This is a genomic window from Sphingomonas sp., from assembly GCF_039594485.1.
GTDB lineage: Bacteria > Pseudomonadota > Alphaproteobacteria > Sphingomonadales > Sphingomonadaceae > Sphingomonas.
Genome location: NZ_JBCNNI010000023.1, coordinates 12,708 through 27,470 on the forward strand (window position 1 = coordinate 12,708; position 14,763 = coordinate 27,470).

At 65.2% G+C, this 14,763-nt stretch carries 14 protein-coding genes and 1 tRNA gene; 6 read left to right on the top strand and 9 right to left on the bottom strand.

Features of this window, described 5'->3' with window-relative positions; genetic code table 11:
• Window positions 1–2: 2 nt before the first annotated feature.
• The 4 genes from ABDV78_RS12405 to ABDV78_RS12420 form a co-directional block, all read right to left on the bottom strand.
• Entirely contained in the window at window positions 3–734 is a 732-nt protein-coding gene (locus ABDV78_RS12405) for a hypothetical protein (protein WP_343527690.1), read from the bottom strand.
• A gap of 403 nt (window positions 735–1,137) precedes the next feature.
• Window positions 1,138–2,934 carry a site-specific integrase gene (locus ABDV78_RS12410; protein ID WP_343527691.1) on the bottom strand — a complete coding sequence of 599 codons (1,797 nt, stop codon included), beginning with the start codon at window positions 2,932–2,934 and terminating at the stop codon, window positions 1,138–1,140.
• Window positions 2,935–3,018: 84 nt separating this feature from the next.
• Window positions 3,019–3,094, bottom strand: a tRNA-Glu gene (locus tag ABDV78_RS12415).
• 125 nt (window positions 3,095–3,219) lie between these two features.
• On the bottom strand, window positions 3,220–4,593 hold the full coding sequence (locus tag ABDV78_RS12420; protein WP_343527692.1) for a 3-deoxy-7-phosphoheptulonate synthase class II: 1,374 nt from the start codon (window positions 4,591–4,593) through the stop codon (window positions 3,220–3,222).
• 206 nt (window positions 4,594–4,799) lie between these two features.
• On the opposite strand from ABDV78_RS12420, the gene ABDV78_RS12425 reads away from it, so the two are divergent.
• Both ABDV78_RS12425 and ABDV78_RS12430 read left to right on the top strand, forming a co-directional pair.
• The gene (locus ABDV78_RS12425) at window positions 4,800–5,828 is read left to right on the top strand and encodes a M48 family metallopeptidase (protein WP_343527693.1); all 1,029 of its coding nucleotides are present in this window, start codon (window positions 4,800–4,802) and stop codon (window positions 5,826–5,828) included.
• Window positions 5,829–5,919: 91 nt separating this feature from the next.
• Complete coding sequence (locus ABDV78_RS12430; RefSeq protein WP_343527694.1) at window positions 5,920–6,234, top strand: hypothetical protein; 315 nt, start codon at window positions 5,920–5,922, stop codon at window positions 6,232–6,234.
• Window positions 6,235–6,266: 32 nt separating this feature from the next.
• Here ABDV78_RS12430 and cysS read toward each other — a convergent pair whose 3' ends face one another.
• A complete protein-coding gene (gene cysS, locus ABDV78_RS12435; RefSeq protein WP_343527695.1) occupies window positions 6,267–7,724 on the bottom strand; it encodes a cysteine--tRNA ligase in 1,458 nt (485 codons plus the stop codon).
• Between the two features lie 394 nt (window positions 7,725–8,118).
• Here cysS and rpsU point away from each other — a divergent pair, with 394 nt between their 5' ends.
• From rpsU to ABDV78_RS12450, 3 genes are all read left to right on the top strand, one after another.
• Entirely contained in the window at window positions 8,119–8,325 is a 207-nt protein-coding gene (gene rpsU / locus ABDV78_RS12440) for a 30S ribosomal protein S21 (protein WP_007404630.1), read from the top strand.
• A 144-nt stretch (window positions 8,326–8,469) separates the two neighbouring features.
• Entirely contained in the window at window positions 8,470–9,033 is a 564-nt protein-coding gene (locus ABDV78_RS12445) for an FKBP-type peptidyl-prolyl cis-trans isomerase (RefSeq protein ID WP_343527696.1), read from the top strand.
• A gap of 306 nt (window positions 9,034–9,339) precedes the next feature.
• Window positions 9,340–9,723: a RidA family protein gene (locus ABDV78_RS12450; RefSeq protein ID WP_343527697.1), complete on the top strand. Its 384-nt coding sequence runs from the start codon at window positions 9,340–9,342 to the stop codon at window positions 9,721–9,723.
• Between the two features lie 388 nt (window positions 9,724–10,111).
• On the opposite strand, the gene ABDV78_RS12455 is transcribed toward ABDV78_RS12450, so the two are convergent.
• The 4 genes from ABDV78_RS12455 to wecB form a co-directional block, all read right to left on the bottom strand.
• The gene (locus tag ABDV78_RS12455; protein ID WP_007404509.1) at window positions 10,112–10,351 is read right to left on the bottom strand and encodes a hypothetical protein; all 240 of its coding nucleotides are present in this window, start codon (window positions 10,349–10,351) and stop codon (window positions 10,112–10,114) included.
• Window positions 10,352–10,541: 190 nt separating this feature from the next.
• A complete protein-coding gene (locus ABDV78_RS12460) occupies window positions 10,542–11,300 on the bottom strand; it encodes a metallophosphoesterase family protein (protein WP_343527698.1) in 759 nt (252 codons plus the stop codon).
• Between the two features lie 74 nt (window positions 11,301–11,374).
• Complete coding sequence (gene wecC / locus ABDV78_RS12465) at window positions 11,375–12,643, bottom strand: UDP-N-acetyl-D-mannosamine dehydrogenase (protein ID WP_343527699.1); 1,269 nt, start codon at window positions 12,641–12,643, stop codon at window positions 11,375–11,377.
• Window positions 12,627–13,757: a UDP-N-acetylglucosamine 2-epimerase (non-hydrolyzing) gene (wecB, locus tag ABDV78_RS12470; protein ID WP_343527700.1), complete on the bottom strand. Its 1,131-nt coding sequence runs from the start codon at window positions 13,755–13,757 to the stop codon at window positions 12,627–12,629. Before wecB ends, wecC begins: the two co-directional genes overlap by 17 nt.
• A gap of 113 nt (window positions 13,758–13,870) precedes the next feature.
• Between wecB and galU the strand changes: the two genes are divergently transcribed.
• On the top strand, window positions 13,871–14,731 hold the full coding sequence (galU, locus tag ABDV78_RS12475) for a UTP--glucose-1-phosphate uridylyltransferase GalU (protein ID WP_343527701.1): 861 nt from the start codon (window positions 13,871–13,873) through the stop codon (window positions 14,729–14,731).
• Window positions 14,732–14,763 lie beyond the last annotated feature (32 nt).

Here is a 14,763-nt window from a genome sequence, read left to right on the forward strand (position 1 = left end):
CGTCAGAACGCGGCCCGGTCGGTCTTGGGCGCCCGCGCCAGCACGGCGGCATCGAGCGCCTGCTTGAGGCGGCGATCGGCATCGGTGCCCGCTTCCAGGATGATGGAATTGGTGCCCATACCGATGCTCCCCCGTAGCGTCGGCCACGCCGTATCGAGCTCGCCGCCAGTATAGGTCATGCCGCAGATCTTCACCGCCTGCGGTGCGCACCAATGCCAGGTGAGCCCCTGGTCCTTGACCGCATCAGGCTTGCCGTATCGGGTGATCAGCTGTGCCTTCATCGCCGCTTCGCCCATCGCGGTACCTGGGATGGTGACCTCAACGCGCGATACGCTGTCGCCGCCGGCGATTTGGGCGAACTGGATGTCGGCGCGCTCCTGGTGTGGTCCCATGGCAATGATTTCGGCGATCCCGGCATAGGTTGGACTGGGTGCCGCCGCACCCTTGCGGTTCGCCACTTCCACCGCGACGCGCTGCGCGAAGGACGCAGTTTTGCGCGTTTCGGTCACCCTGTATCCGGCCTGTTGCAGGGCCGCCTTCACCTGCTGCGGCGTGTCGTCGAGCCGAATGCCGGCCACGTCCATGGTTGCCGGATCGGCGGCATAGGCGGGTGCGGCGAAGGTGAGCAGTCCGGCTGCAACCGCTGCGAATATTATTCGGTCAACCGGGGGCTGATCCTGCCGCAGGCTCATGTCCGCGGGCATTTCCGGCTCGCTCCGCGGGAGATCGTGCATATCGACGGCAAACCCGCAGACGATCTGAGTGAGGGCATCGAACGCGCCAGTACGTGGCTGACTCGGCAGGTCATGCGGCCGGGCGTCCAGTATGACGACGCGCAGTGCACGCTCTGGGCAAAGGCCGCCTGACGGACCCGCGTCGAGGTCTATCACCCTATACGGACGAGCCAGCCAATTCGGACACTTGCCAGTAAAATTGTTACCTTCGTGTCCGAATATCTCGCCTCGTCCGTATAGGGTATGTGGATGTGGCTATCACCATCGCGCCTGAAGGCGCCATTCCAGTGTATTAGCCGACACCGGCGGTCGCCCTTGGAACTTTGCTGCCGGTCGCCGCCCTCAGCGGGAGCGTCTGGTTACGCCGCTTACCGCCATTTGAGGTTGTTCAGGTGGCAGCATTTCATTCGAACCGCTTGACCCAGTCTATTTGGGCGCTCGCTTGAACCAGCGCTGCCCAGTCGAGGAACGACCAATCGACTTTATGAAGTTCGCGGTTCAGGATCGTCAGTCGAACACCCTGACCGTATTTGCCGCCGACCGTGGTCGCGGCATGGCCACAAATCTGGTCGACGATCCGCTCCAATACGTTGGCTTCCAGAGCAAGATCCTTGAAGCCGTGCCGGAAGCTGTGAAAGACCAACCGGGCATCGGTCGAAACGTAACGGTCGATGAGGCGGTTGGCGATGCGTGAGGCCTCCTTCGTCCGCTTGCCGAAACCGTTGGGAATCAGATCGGGGAATAACCGGGTGTGTCCGGCTTTCTTCACCGCGTCGACATAGTCGCGAAAGCCCAGCTCGATCAGTTTGGCATGGACCGGTACGAGTCGGCGTGAGGTGGCCGTCTTGATCGACTTGGCGTCATCGCTGGGGCCGGCGGCATAATCGTCGATGTCGATGTAGGTGATGGCACCGTCGGTCTTCACATCGGCGACCATGGCCTGGCCGACTTCTTCCAGCCGCGCGCCGGTCGTGAGGCCGAGGAGGAACAGCCAGTACAGCGTCATGTCGCTGACCAGCCGATCATGTTTCCATGTCGCGGGGGCGGTGAACAGCGGGCTGGCGAACAGCCGTTGCAGTTCCTGTTCCTGGAAGGTCTGGCGAGGAGCGGTGCCAGTCTTGGAATAGCCAAGGATGGGCACGTCGCGCCCCTCGTTGCGGCTGATCCACTTCTGGCCCTTGGCGAAGCTCAGCAATGCCTGGATCGCGCCGACGCGCTTCTTGAGCGTCGCCGGACTGATTCGAGGCGCATTGGAATGCCGATGGCGGCCAAGGCGCTCGGTGAAGGTCAGTTCGCGATCTGCGCGTGGCATGGAGGCGGGCAGATGGGCTGCCTCATCACGGTAATCGAGCAAATCGTTGTTGACGATTTCCTCGACGGTGATGTCCCCCAGAAAGTCGATGAAATCGCGGGTTGCGCCTTCATATTCATGCGCGCTCTGCAGTGACGGCTGCATCACGGCCTGCCAGTCGGCGAACAAATCCATCAGGCGAAGGTCGGGCCGCAGACGACCCGACGTCGGTCGACGCTTGCGGGCCTTCGGGGCTTCAACAGGGACCGCGTCGAGATAGGCATTGATCGCCGCATCGATGCCTCTGGGCAGCTCGGCGACACTCACATCATTGTGGCGGGCAATCTGGTCGACGACCCGACCGATCTGTTCGGCTCTGGCTTCGGGGCGGAAGTTTTCGTTGCCCCAGCGCCAGATCGTGCCAGGCGGGTGGCCTTGAACCGGTTTGCGTCCGGGATGATCGCGGAAAAGCGCGGCGTTGTTCGCCAGCGCCCACCATTGCTGATCGCTCAGAGGGCTGGGGGAGCTGCATCCGGTCGGCGTTGCGTTCCACAACCCACGATCCAGCTCCAGCCGGGCAAGCAGCAGACGTTCGATGCCATCGAGACCGCCGGCCTTCAACTCGGGGCCTTGAAAGTACGCCGCGACCAGTTCGTCGGCATGATCGCGTGCGGACGGGCAGGGGCTGCCCGTTGCCTTCAGCCGGGCTCGCGTCTCTTCGAACCGCTGTTCAAGTGCGGCGTTGGCCTGGAGGAAGAGCACCGTGGCCTCGCTGCCATTCTTGGTGCCCAGCGATACCTTCCACAACGCCTTGCCGTCGAATGCGGGGCGCAGCTTCTCGGGGATCTGTCGGCGCAGGTAATAAACGCCGGTCGAAGGATGTTTCCAGGGTGTCGCCATGAGGGCCATTTCAGTGCTCGCTGTACCTATGCGCTGTACCAGCGAGCGGCAAAGAATGGCTTAATCGCGCAATTCTGCGCTCTTGAGCGCAGATGGTGACCCCTACGGGAATCGAACCCGTGTTTTCGCCGTGAGAGGGCGACGTCCTAGACCGCTAGACGAAGGGGCCGTGTGCGATGGAGGGGCGCTGTTAGCGGGGGTGGAGGAGGGCGTCAAGCGCTCGGATGATGGAAAACGGCATAAATATGAAAAGGGCGGGGCGACATGGCGTCGCCCCGCCCCGATCGGTGCCGGTCAGGCCGCGGCCTTGCGGCGTTCGGCCATTTCCTCGTTGAGCATTTCCGCCAGCAAAAACGCCAGTTCCAGGCTCTGGCCCGCATTCAGGCGAGGGTCGCAATGCGTGTGGTAACGATCGGCCAGCGATTGTTCGGTCACGTCGATCGCGCCGCCGGTGCATTCTGTCACGTTCTGGCCGGTCATTTCGGCATGGATGCCGCCCGCATGGGTGCCCTCGGCGCGGTGGACGGCGAAGAAGCCGCGAACCTCGGCCAGGATACGGTCGAAGGGGCGCGTCTTGTAACCGGTCGCCGCCTTGATCGTGTTGCCGTGCATCGGGTCGCACGACCAGACGACCGGATGGCCCTCGCGCGTCACCGCACGGACCAGCTTGGGCAGATGCGCCTCGATCTTGTCATGGCCATAGCGGGTGATCAGCGTCATCCGTCCCGGCACCCGGCCCGGATTAAGCGTGTCGAGCATCCGCAGCAGCGCATCCGGCTCCAGGCTCGGCCCGCACTTCACGCCGATCGGGTTGCCGATGCCGCGCAGGAACTCGACATGCGCCGACCCTTCGAACCGCGTCCGGTCGCCGATCCACAGGAAATGCGCCGATGTGTCGTACCAGTCGCCGGTCAGCGAATCCTGGCGGGTCAGCGCCTGCTCATAGGGAAGCAGCAGCGCCTCATGGCTGGTGTAGAAGCTGGTCTGCGCCAGCTGCGGCACCGAGGCGGGGTCGATGCCGCACGCCGCCATGAAGTCCAGTGCCTCGCCGATGCGATCGGCGGTCTCGGCATATTTCTGCGCCCAGGGGCTGCGGCCCATGAAGTCGTGGGTCCAGCGATGCACCTGGTGAAGATTGGCATAGCCGCCCTGCGCAAAGGCGCGCAGCAGGTTCAGCGTCGCCGCCGACTGCGCGTAGGAGCGCAGCATCCGCTGGGGATCGGGCACGCGCGCTTCGGCGGTGAAGGCGATGTCGTTGACATTGTCGCCACGATAGCTGGGCAGCTCGACGCCACCGATCACCTCGGTATCGGCCGAGCGGGGCTTGGCGAACTGCCCCGCCATGCGGCCCAGCTTCACCACCGGCAGTTTCGAGGCGAAGGTGAGGACGACCGCCATCTGGAGGATGACGCGGAAGGTGTCGCGGATATTGTTGGCGCTATGCTCGGCAAAGCTCTCGGCGCAGTCGCCGCCCTGAAGCAGGAAACCGCGTCCCGCCGCCACCTCCGCCAGCTCCGCGGTCAGGTTGCGCGCCTCGCCTGCAAAGACCAGCGGGGGATAGGTCGCCAGCGTCTTGGTCGCGGCGTCCAGTGCATGGGGGTCGGGATAGTTGGGAAGCTGGCGGGCTTCGGCGCTTGTCCAGCTGTCGGGGGCCCATTTCGCGGCCATGATCGTCCTGCTCTTTCGTCTTCTTTATCGATTCGCTCGCCATGCGCCGAATCCGGGGGAGACGCAATGAAGTTGGCGTTTTACCCTGCCAAGTCGTACCTATTGTTGCGCATGATACGGTTTTGCGCCGAGCCGCTGCGGGTTGCGACAGGCGGTTAGGGCTGGGGGCTTTGCGGAGATCGACTCCAGCGGCTAGCAAGGCCGGGATGTCGCGTTTCTTCGTCCTGCCCCCGGCGCTGCTCGCCCTGTCCGCCCTCATGCTCGCGGTACCCGCCCCGCTTGCGGCGACGGAGCCCGCTCCCGTCACGGCGGGGGCCGATGACACGGCGTTGTTCGGTGCCATGCGCGAGGCCGACCAACGGCTGGCGACGATCGCCTGGCGGCTGGCGACCGCGAATGTCTCGCTCTGCCGCGACCGGGCGCCGACGCCGGGCATCGTCATCCATGCGATCGACCAATATGACCCGGCTTTGCGCTCGGAACTGCCCGCGACGTTCGGGTTCGAGGGGCCGGTGGCGGTGGAAGCCATCGTGCCGGGCAGCGCCGCGGCGAAGGCGGGAATTGCCGCCAATGACAGTATCACGGCGATCGACGGGCAACCTCTGGTCGTGTCGCTCGCTGCGCAGGCGAACACCGCCACCCGCGACGCCGTGCAGCGCCGAATCGCCGAGGAACCCGCCGACCAGCCACTGCGCCTGACCATCCTGCGTCATGGCCAGCGGCATGAGGTGACGGTTCCCGCGCAGCCCGGATGCCGGTCGCGGTTCGAGATGATGATCGGCCCGGACCTGACCGCCTCGGCCGATGGCGATATCGTTCAGGTCGGCTCGCGCTTTTTCGAGCGGTTCGACGACCGGATGATCGCGGTCGTGGTCGCGCATGAATTCTCGCACAACATCCTGCATCACCGCGAAAGGCTGGACACGGCGGGGGTGAAGCGGGGGTTGCTCTCCGAGTTCGGGCGCAATGGTCGGCTGTTCCGCCGGACCGAGACCGAGGCGGATCTGCTGGGGGCGGTCCTGATGCGCAATGCGGGCTATGATCCGCAGGATGCGGTGCGTTTCTGGCGCGAGCATGGCGGCGAGGTGGATGGGGGGCTGTTCCGCAGCCGGACGCATCCTTCCTCTTCCGCGCGCGCCGATGCGGTGGCGGCCGAGATCGCGGCCATTCCGGCGGACGCGCCGTTCCCCTATCGCCCGGCGTTGATCGACCAGGCGGGGGCCGCGCTGCAATAGGTCCGCGGCAAGGCGTCGGGCTGTCGTTTTCGGGACGGGCGCAACGGGCGGCCCCCTTGTATCTGCGGCCGGCCCAAGGCAAGCGGCCGCCATGGATATTCCCGCACGCTATGCCGATTTCATTCAATGGGTTGGTGATGGAACCGGCATGGCCGACAGCCTGCTGCACGTGCATGCCGGCATGGCGGTGCTGTTCCTTGCGCGCATCCTGACGCGCAAGTCGCTGGCGACCCCCATTCCGCTGGCCTGCGTCGCCCTGGCCGAGGCGGCGAACGAAATCCTCGACCGGATGCATTATGGCTCGTGGCGTTGGGCGGACACGCTGGGCGATGTCGCCAACACCATGTTCTGGCCGACGATCCTGTTCATCGGTCTGCGCATGCGGTCGCCGCGCGGCAGACGCTGATCCCGGGACGGAAAGGAGCGGGGGAGGGGTGTTTACCCCTCCGGCAGCACCGGCTTCCAGTCCCAGCCCAGCGGATCGCCGTCCATCACCTCGACCCCGGCGGCAAGCAGCGTGTCGCGAATCGCATCCGAGCGGGCGAAGTCCTTGTCCGCGCGCGCGGCGCGGCGCTCCGCCAGTTGCGCCTCGATCGCACCAGCGTCGAGCGTGGCGGCCTTGGGGCGGGTGCGCAGGTCGGCGCGGGTCAGCGTCGCCAGTTGCAGCCCCAGCGTCGCGTCGAAATCGGCGAGCGCGGCCAGACGGATGCCCGACGACAGCTTCTTGTCGCCCAGCATCTCGTCGAGCACGGGCAAGGCGCGGGGCGTCGCCAGATCGTCCGACAGTGCCGCGTCCAGCCGCTCGCGATAGGGCGCGGCATCGCCCTTGCTGGGGGCATCGGTGCGGGCGCGCAGCCCCTCGACCGTCTGGACCAGCCGCTTCAGCCGCACCTGCGCCGCAGCGAGGCCGTCCCAGCCAAACTCCATTTCCGACCGATAATGCGCCTGAAGGCACATCAGCCGGTAGGCGAGCGGATGGAAGCCGCGATCGATCAGCGCCTGTAGCGTCAGGAACTCGCCCGACGACTTGGACATCTTGCCGGTCCGATCGACCAGGAAATTGTTGTGCATCCAGATATTGGCGCCGGTTTCCGCCGAGCAGCCATGGGCCTGGTTCTGTGCGATCTCGTTGGGGTGATGAATCTCGCGGTGGTCGATGCCGCCGGTATGGATGTCGAACTGCGCGCCGAGATACTGCTTGCTCATCACCGAGCATTCCAGGTGCCAGCCGGGCGCACCGCGCCCCCATGGGCTGTCCCATTCCATCTGGCGATTCTCGCCAGGTGCCGAGGTGCGCCAGATGGCGAAGTCGGCCGGGTGGCGCTTGCCTGCGACCGGATCGATCCGGCTTTCGCCCTCATCGTCGTGATGGCGGGCGAGGCGACCATAATCGGGCACGGTCGTCACGTCGAAATACAGGCCGTCGGGCAGGCGATAGCAATGCTTGGCCTCGATCGCCTGCGCAAAGGCGATCATCTGTGGCACGTGATCGGTCGCCAGCGGAAAGCGGGTCGGCTCCGCGATGCCCAGATCCTTCAGATTCTGCTTGAAAACCGTCGTATAGTGCGCGGCGATCGCCCAGATGTCCTGGCCGCTCTTTTTGGCGGCGGCTTCCATCTTGTCGTCGCCCGCATCGGCGTCGGACGTGAGGTGGCCGACATCGGTGATGTTGATGATATGGGTCAGCGGCCATCCCTTCCACCGCAGCGCCCGCGAGAGCGTGTCGGTGAAGACATAGGCGCGCAGATTGCCGATATGCGCGTAGTGATAGACCGTCGGCCCGCAGGAATAGACGCGGACATTGGCCGGATCGATCGGCCGGAACGGCTCGGTCGTGCGGGTCAGGCTGTTATACAGGATCAGCGGGATGGTCGGCGAGGAATGGGACGCGGTCATGCCGCCTGCCTTAGCCATGTCGGATGCCCCCCGAAAGGGGGCCCCGGTCCGGTGGGAGCTCGGACCGGGGCCGGTGCGATGACAGGGGAGGCATCGCACCGTCTCGGCGGCGCATCGGGCATCGATGCGCGAACCGCTGTATTTCGGTGCTCCGGCCGACGGGGGGCGACCGGAGGAGTTCCCATTAAACCGCCGCATCTCTCCGCAAGCTGGCTGCGACATGACAATATGTTTCATCGGCGACGATCGTGGCCCGGACGGGCGCGAAAACGCGCGGCGCGAATTGCGATGCGACGGGTTGTGTTAACCGGATGGCCCTGCTAGGAGCGCCCGACGATGCGGCCACAGTTGTTCTGCGGCCGCTTTATCCTGTTTGCCGGAGCAATTCGTTTTTATGCAGATCATCGTTCGCGACAACAATGTGGATCAGGCCCTCCGCGCGCTCAAGAAGAAGCTGCAGCGTGAAGGCGTGTATCGCGAGATGAAGCTCCGTCGCCACTACGAGAAGCCGTCGGAAAAGCGCGCTCGTGAGCGTGCGGCGGCGGTTCGTCGCGCCCGCAAGCTGGAACGCAAGCGCGCCGAGCGCGACGGCGCACGGTAAGCGTCTTGGGATCGCCCGTTTCCGCCCGATCGTCTGACGAATCGGGTCGGATGGGCGATCCTCCGGCGGCCGTGTCCATGACGGATCGGCCCGCGCGTTGAGCGCTATACCCCCGAACGCCCCCGTACTGAGCGAGAAACAGGCATGTCCGTAACCGCTGTTCCCCTTCGTCCCGTCCGGCGTTCCTATCTGGTCTGGATATGGGTGGCGGTGGTGGCCGCGATCGTGGTTGCGGCCGTGCTCGCACGCCAGGGCGATGCGGCGCTGGTCCGCGAGGCGCGCGGCGTCGGGGTGACGACGACGGCTTCCGGCCTCCAGTATAAGGTGATCGAGCCTGGTCAGGGCGGTGCGCATCCGACCGCCAGCGACGTGGCGCTGATCAACTATACCGGTCGCCTGATCGACGGCACCGTCTTTGAAAAGTCGCAGCAGCCGACGCCGATGCCGCTGTCGACCGTGCTGCCCGGCTTTGCCGAGGCGCTCAAGCTGATGCCCAAGGGCGCGAAGTATCGCTTCTGGCTGCCCGCCAAGATCGCCTATGGTGATCATGCCAGCGACAAGATTCCGGCCAACTCGACGCTGGTGTTCGATGTCGAACTGCTGGACTTCATCCCCGAATCGGTCCTGCGGCAGATGCAGGCGCAGCAGTCGATGATGGGCGGCCTGCCGGGCGGTGCTGCTCCGGGCGGTGCCCCTTCACCGCGCTGATGACCGTGCCCGGAACGCCGGGCTGACGCTGATGAGATGACGATCGCCGGAGCCCCCTGGGCCCCGGCAATTTTCATTTGCGGCGGTTTTAACGTTTTTACCGGCACCGTGAGCAGATTGGCGAGGGCCCAGGTCGCTGCGTCACGTGCGCTCTGGAAGGTGCGTCGCGCTCCTATGGTCCGAAACCAAGTTGAGCGAGCGCGGTCACGATATCGTCGGGAAGCGCGGTCTCAAGCGCGGAGACCCTATACCATGGCCCAGTCATGGCTATATGCTAACGTGCTACTATAGTGACTCGGGGGAACAATGCGGCGCATTTCGACAGGCTCTCCATGGGAAGCCAGAATCGGTTATTCGCGTGCGGTGGTATCGGGCGGGCTGGTTTTCATTTCCGCTACGGCCGCCACGGATTCGACGGGGGCGGTCGTCGGCAAGGGCGACATGTACCTTCAGACGCGGACGATCCTCGACAAGCTGGCTGGCGTCCTTGCCGATGCCGGCTCTGCTCCCGACCGCGTGGTGCAGACCCGCATCTACATCACCGACATATCCCGTTGGGAGGAGGTCGGCCGCGCGCATGGCGAGGCCTTTGCAGGGCATGGACCGGCGCTGACCCTCGTCCATGTGCAGCCATTCGTCGATCCAGACATGCTGGTGGAAATCGAGATGGTGGCCGCCATCGGCGAATGAACGGCATGGCGGGCAGGGGTATCTCCGGCGCGTTCGTGAACCGCCTGGGATGCTCATGGCGCGTGGAAGGGGATGGGCGGGCTGCGCTCTGTCGCCCCGCCTGCGGCCAGCCACGGTGCGATTCTTGCCCGCCTTTGTCCTGGATCGTCAGCCCGACGCTCGGCGTGGCTTCGTTCTATACGGGAGTGGCTATCAAGCGGCGCTCAAGCGTCTTGCATTGGATTTAAAGGACGAATCCAAGTGTCCGGCAACGGGGGCGCGGTGACCGATGCTGATCTGCTGGTCATCCAGTGAGTATTGCCGTCCTCGCCATGGTCCTCATGAACGCAGGGCAAAAAAATAGCGGCCCGCAGGCCGCTATTCCTTTCAGCCGTAAGGCTGAGGCAACTTAGTTGCTGTCGGCCGAATCGTCCGAGTCAGCGACGACCACGATGCCGGCAACGACGGCAGCAGCCGCCAGAACCGCAACGAGGATGCCACCGCCGGCCAGGCCGTTCTTCTTGGCGGCCGGAGCCGAAGCGCGAACCGACTTCGAAACCGAAAGGCTAGCAGCCGGATTCGCAGCCATCGCCGGGGCGACGGTCATCGAAACGGCGGCAGCGGCGACGAGATACTTCCCAAGACGCATGTCGAACTCCCTTAATATGCTAGTGAGGCATGACACGACGAACGTGGCATGGCAACCCACCAACGAGTATGAGGCAGTTATGCTCCCATACTGATGCGGCGATGCAACATTGCTTCGCCACTTCGCGGCTATACTGTGCTTCGCCGTCGAACGGAATGCCCGACAAACGTTTCGCCTCGGTAAAGACACATCAGGTAGAAAATATCTCGCGCGCGTGGCCCTCCAGCATCAGCGCGGTCAGGCGGTCGCTGTGATAGGCGCCGGTGTCGATCCCGATGCGATGTGGCAATATCTCTGCCTCTTCCGCGACGGTATGGCCGTGCACGACCATCTTTTCGAGCGGCGCCCGGTGGTCCAGAAAAGGATCGCGGATCCAGCGGGTTTCAGCAAGTTTCTGATCGGCCAGCGGAATGCCGGGGCGTATGCCCGCATGAACGAAGACATAATCGCCCATCACCAGGATTTCCTTGAGTGTCGACAGGAACGTCCGATGCGCTTCGGGCACCCGCGTCACAAGGCGCTCCACGACCTCGTCATAGTCCAGCCGTTCATACTCCTCGGCGGAGACGCCATAGCTCAGCATCGTCTCGCGCCCGCCGATCCGGCAGAACAGGCGTAGCGCCTTGTCGTCGCCATCGATCGCGCGCAGCAGGATCTCTTCGTGATTTCCCATCAGGCAATGCACGCGGGGATCGTCGGCGCAGAGCAATCGGACGCGTTCGATCACGCCGGCCGAATCGGGGCCCCGATCAACGAGATCGCCCAGAAAGACGAGGTGACGCTCGGCCGGTTCCCGTGCGGTGTCATCTGCTTCGATCCGTTGCAGGATCTTGTCGAGCAGATCCAGCCGTCCATGGATGTCACCAATCGCGTAAAGTCGGACACCCGGTTCCATGGCTGGCACGAACTCGGGCGCGCGTCGGCGCAGATTCAATAACTTGGCAAGCATGATTGGTGTGTCGTCCGCAACAGGCGCTCGTCCATAAGCCTCTGCTCGCCGCCGTGCAAATGCGCTCGAGGGGATCAGGCCTGATCGGGCCAGAGACCCCGCGTATCCAGCACCGTCTTACCCCGACGCTCTTCCAGCGGAACCGAGCGGAAGATATCGTGATCGACCAGAACGACCATCGCCTCACAAGTTTCCAGCGCGACGTCGATGTCGATCAGCGAGGCGCCCGTTGCGGCGAGTGCTGCGGGCAGGGCAGCGGCATAGGGCTCGACGATGCGGATGCGCGGGCCGAACCGCTCCGCCAGCGCCTGCGCGATCTTGAGCGCGGGGCTTTCGCGGAAGTCGTCGATATTCGCCTTGAATGCCAGACCAAGGCAGGCAACCGGCTGGTCCGGCGCCTGGGCTTCGACCATCGCGGTGGCGCGGGCGATGATGTGGTTGGTCTTGCCGTCATTCACCTCGCGCGCGGTGCGGATCAACGGGGTGTTGTCGGGATCGGCGGCGACCAGGAACCAGGGATCGACCGCGATGCAATGCCCGCCGACACCGGGGCCGGGCGACAGGATGTTGACGCGCGGATGCCGGTTGGCGAGCCGGATCACCTCCCACACATCGACGCCCAGCGTATCGGCGACGAGGCTGAGTTCGTTGGCGAAGGCGATGTTGACGTCGCGGAACGCATTCTCGGTCAGCTTCGTCATCTCCGCCGCGCGCGCGGTGGTGGTGACGCAGGCGCCGCGCACGAAGCGCCGGTAAAAGGCCAGCGCCTTGCGCGCGCAGCGGGGCGTGATGCCGCCGATCACCCGGTCATTGTCGATCAGTTCCACCAGGATGCGGCCCGGCAGCACCCGTTCGGGGCAATAGGCGATGGCGATATCGGCCTGCTCGCCCGGTCGGGTCGCCCCGGGCATCTTCAGGTCGGGGCGCGCCTGGGCGAACAGGTCGCGCACCTGCTCGGTGGTGCCGACCGGCGAGGTGGATTCGAGGATCACGGTATCGCCCGGCTTCAGGACCGGCGCGATCGCCCGTGCGGCGTCGAGGACATAGGTGATGTCGGGCTGGCGCGCCTCGGTAAAGGGCGTGGGCACGGCGATGACGAAGACCTCGGCGGGCGCGACCTCCAGCGAGGCGACCAGGGCCCCGCGCGCGACCACGCCGGAGACGAGGCCGTCGAGATCGACCTCCTCGATATGCACCCGGCCCGAATTGATCGTCTCGACCACCGAGGGCGTGACATCGACGCCGGTGACCTTCGCGCCGGTGCGCGCGATCACCGCGGCGGTGGGCAGGCCGATATAGCCCAGGCCCATCACCGTGACCGCCAGTTCAGTGTCCAAGGGCATCGTTCATGATCCTGCTGATCCGATCGGCGGTGTCGCCGTCGCCAAAGGGGTTGTGCGCGCGTGCCATCGCCGCATAGCGTGCGGGATCGTCAAGCAAAGCAAAGACTTCGGCGGCGATCCGGTCTTCGTCGGTGCCGACCAGCCGGGCGGTTCCCGCCGCGACGCCCTCGGGGCGCTCGGTCGTCTCGCGCATGACGAGCACGGGCTTGCCCAGGGCCGGCGCCTCCTCCTGCACGCCGCCCGAATCGGTCAGCACGATATGCGCCGCATCCAGCGCCCGGACGAAATGGGGATAGTCGAGCGGATCGATCCGCAGGATGCCGGAGGTGTCGCCCAGCACCTCGTCCATCACCCGCAGGACATTGGGGTTGGGGTGGACCGGAAACAGGATGCCGACATCCTCGCGATCCGCGATTCGCCGCAATGCCCGGGCGATCGCGGCCATGCCATCGCCGAAATTCTCCCGGCGGTGTGTGGTGACGAGGACGATCCGCTTGCCCGCCAGGTCCGCCAGAACCGGATCGAGCCCGGCGGCGAGCGCCGGATCCCGGGCGATCCGCCCCCTTGTCCAGTGGAGCGCGTCGATCACGCTGTTGCCGGTGACGTGCACCCGCTCGGCTGCGATCCCCTCGGCCAGCAGCGCATCCGCCGCCGTGCGGGTCGGCGCGAAGTGCAGGGCGGCGATCGGTGCGATCATCCGCCGGTTCACCTCTTCGGGCCAGGGATGATAGATATCGCCCGAGCGCAGCCCCGCCTCGACATGCGCCACCGGAATCTTGCGGTAATAGGCGGCCAGCGCGCCCGCCATCGCGGTGGCGGTATCGCCCTGGACCACCACCATCGCCGGGCGTTCCGCGTCCATCACCTCGCCCAGCCCGGTCAGCAGCCGCGCGGTCAGCCGGTCGAGCGACTGGCCCGGCTCCATCAGGTCGAGATCATGATCGGGCGTCAGGCCGGCGATGCCCAGCACCTGGTCGAGCATCCCGCGATGCTGCGCGGTGACGCAGGTCCGTACCGGCGCGCCGCCGGATTCGGCCAAGGCCCGGATCACCGGGAACAATTTTATCGCCTCCGGTCTTGTGCCGAAGATGATCAGGATGGTGGATCGCGTCATTGGACGTGGTGTAGCCTGTCGCTTTTAAAGACATCCTAACCGCATCACGCCGCGCATCGCACTATGTTGCGCTGCGGGGACGCGTTAAGGACGTTTCGTCTCTGGGAGGTTTCATGACGATCAAGAAGGTGCGCAAGGCTGTTTTTCCGGTGGCCGGTCTGGGCACGCGGTTTCTGCCTGCGACGAAGTCGATGCCCAAGGAAATGCTGACCGTGGTCGACAAGCCGCTGATCCAATATGCGGTCGAAGAGGCGCTGGAAGCCGGGATCGAGCAGATCATCTTCGTCACCGGTCGCGGCAAGGGCGCGCTGGAGGACCATTTCGACATCTCCTACGAACTCGAAGCGACGATGAAGGCGCGGGGCAAGAGCCTGGCTGTGGTCGAGGGCATCCGCCAGAAGCCGGGCAGCCCGGTCTATGTCCGCCAGCAAGAGCCGCTGGGCCTGGGCCATGCCGTGTGGTGCGCGCGCGAGATCGTCGGTGACGAACCCTTTGCGGTGCTGCTGCCCGACGAACTGATGGTCGGCGGTTTCATGAAGCAGATGGTCGAGGCCTATGACCAAGTCGGCGGCAACGTCATCGGCGCGCTGGAAGTGCCCGACAGCGAGACCGACAAATATGGCATCATCTCGCCCGGCAAGCAGGACGGCCGCCTGACCGAGGTGACCGCCCTTGTCGAAAAGCCCAAGGGCAAGGCCCCGTCGAACCTGATGATTCCCGGCCGCTATATCCTCCAGCCCGAGGTCATGCAGATCCTCGACGCGCAGGAGCCGGGCGCGGGTGGCGAAATCCAGTTGACCGACGCCATGGCCAAGTTGATCGGTCGCCAGCCCTTCCACGGCTTCACCTTCGACGGGCAGCGTTACGATTGCGGCGACAAGGCGGGCTGGCTGACCGCCAACCTCGCTCTCGGGCTGGCGCGCGACGATATCGGTCCGGTCGTGCGGGAATTCGCGAAGACGCTGCTCGGCTGACCGACGGCGTAAGGCTATGCAAGGGGGCGGGG

What these genes read in the sequence shown, in the direction of transcription:
- wecB (WP_343527700.1), bottom strand. Translation starts at nt 13,757, where the DNA reads ATGACGCGATCCACCATCCTGATCATCTTCGGCACAAGACCGGAGGCG.
- ABDV78_RS12420 (WP_343527692.1), bottom strand. Translation starts at nt 4,593, where the DNA reads ATGGCCGCGAAATGGGCCCCCGACAGCTGGACAAGCGCCGAAGCCCGC.
- rpsU (WP_007404630.1), top strand. Translation starts at nt 8,119, where the DNA reads ATGCAGATCATCGTTCGCGACAACAATGTGGATCAGGCCCTCCGCGCG.
- ABDV78_RS12405 (WP_343527690.1), bottom strand. Translation starts at nt 734, where the DNA reads ATGCACGATCTCCCGCGGAGCGAGCCGGAAATGCCCGCGGACATGAGC.
- cysS (WP_343527695.1), bottom strand. Translation starts at nt 7,724, where the DNA reads ATGACCGCGTCCCATTCCTCGCCGACCATCCCGCTGATCCTGTATAAC.
- ABDV78_RS12425 (WP_343527693.1), top strand. Translation starts at nt 4,800, where the DNA reads ATGTCGCGTTTCTTCGTCCTGCCCCCGGCGCTGCTCGCCCTGTCCGCC.
- ABDV78_RS12460 (WP_343527698.1), bottom strand. Translation starts at nt 11,300, where the DNA reads ATGCTTGCCAAGTTATTGAATCTGCGCCGACGCGCGCCCGAGTTCGTG.
- galU (WP_343527701.1), top strand. Translation starts at nt 13,871, where the DNA reads ATGACGATCAAGAAGGTGCGCAAGGCTGTTTTTCCGGTGGCCGGTCTG.
- ABDV78_RS12445 (WP_343527696.1), top strand. Translation starts at nt 8,470, where the DNA reads ATGTCCGTAACCGCTGTTCCCCTTCGTCCCGTCCGGCGTTCCTATCTG.
- ABDV78_RS12450 (WP_343527697.1), top strand. Translation starts at nt 9,340, where the DNA reads ATGCGGCGCATTTCGACAGGCTCTCCATGGGAAGCCAGAATCGGTTAT.
- ABDV78_RS12410 (WP_343527691.1), bottom strand. Translation starts at nt 2,934, where the DNA reads ATGGCCCTCATGGCGACACCCTGGAAACATCCTTCGACCGGCGTTTAT.
- ABDV78_RS12455 (WP_007404509.1), bottom strand. Translation starts at nt 10,351, where the DNA reads ATGCGTCTTGGGAAGTATCTCGTCGCCGCTGCCGCCGTTTCGATGACC.
- ABDV78_RS12430 (WP_343527694.1), top strand. Translation starts at nt 5,920, where the DNA reads ATGGATATTCCCGCACGCTATGCCGATTTCATTCAATGGGTTGGTGAT.
- wecC (WP_343527699.1), bottom strand. Translation starts at nt 12,643, where the DNA reads ATGCCCTTGGACACTGAACTGGCGGTCACGGTGATGGGCCTGGGCTAT.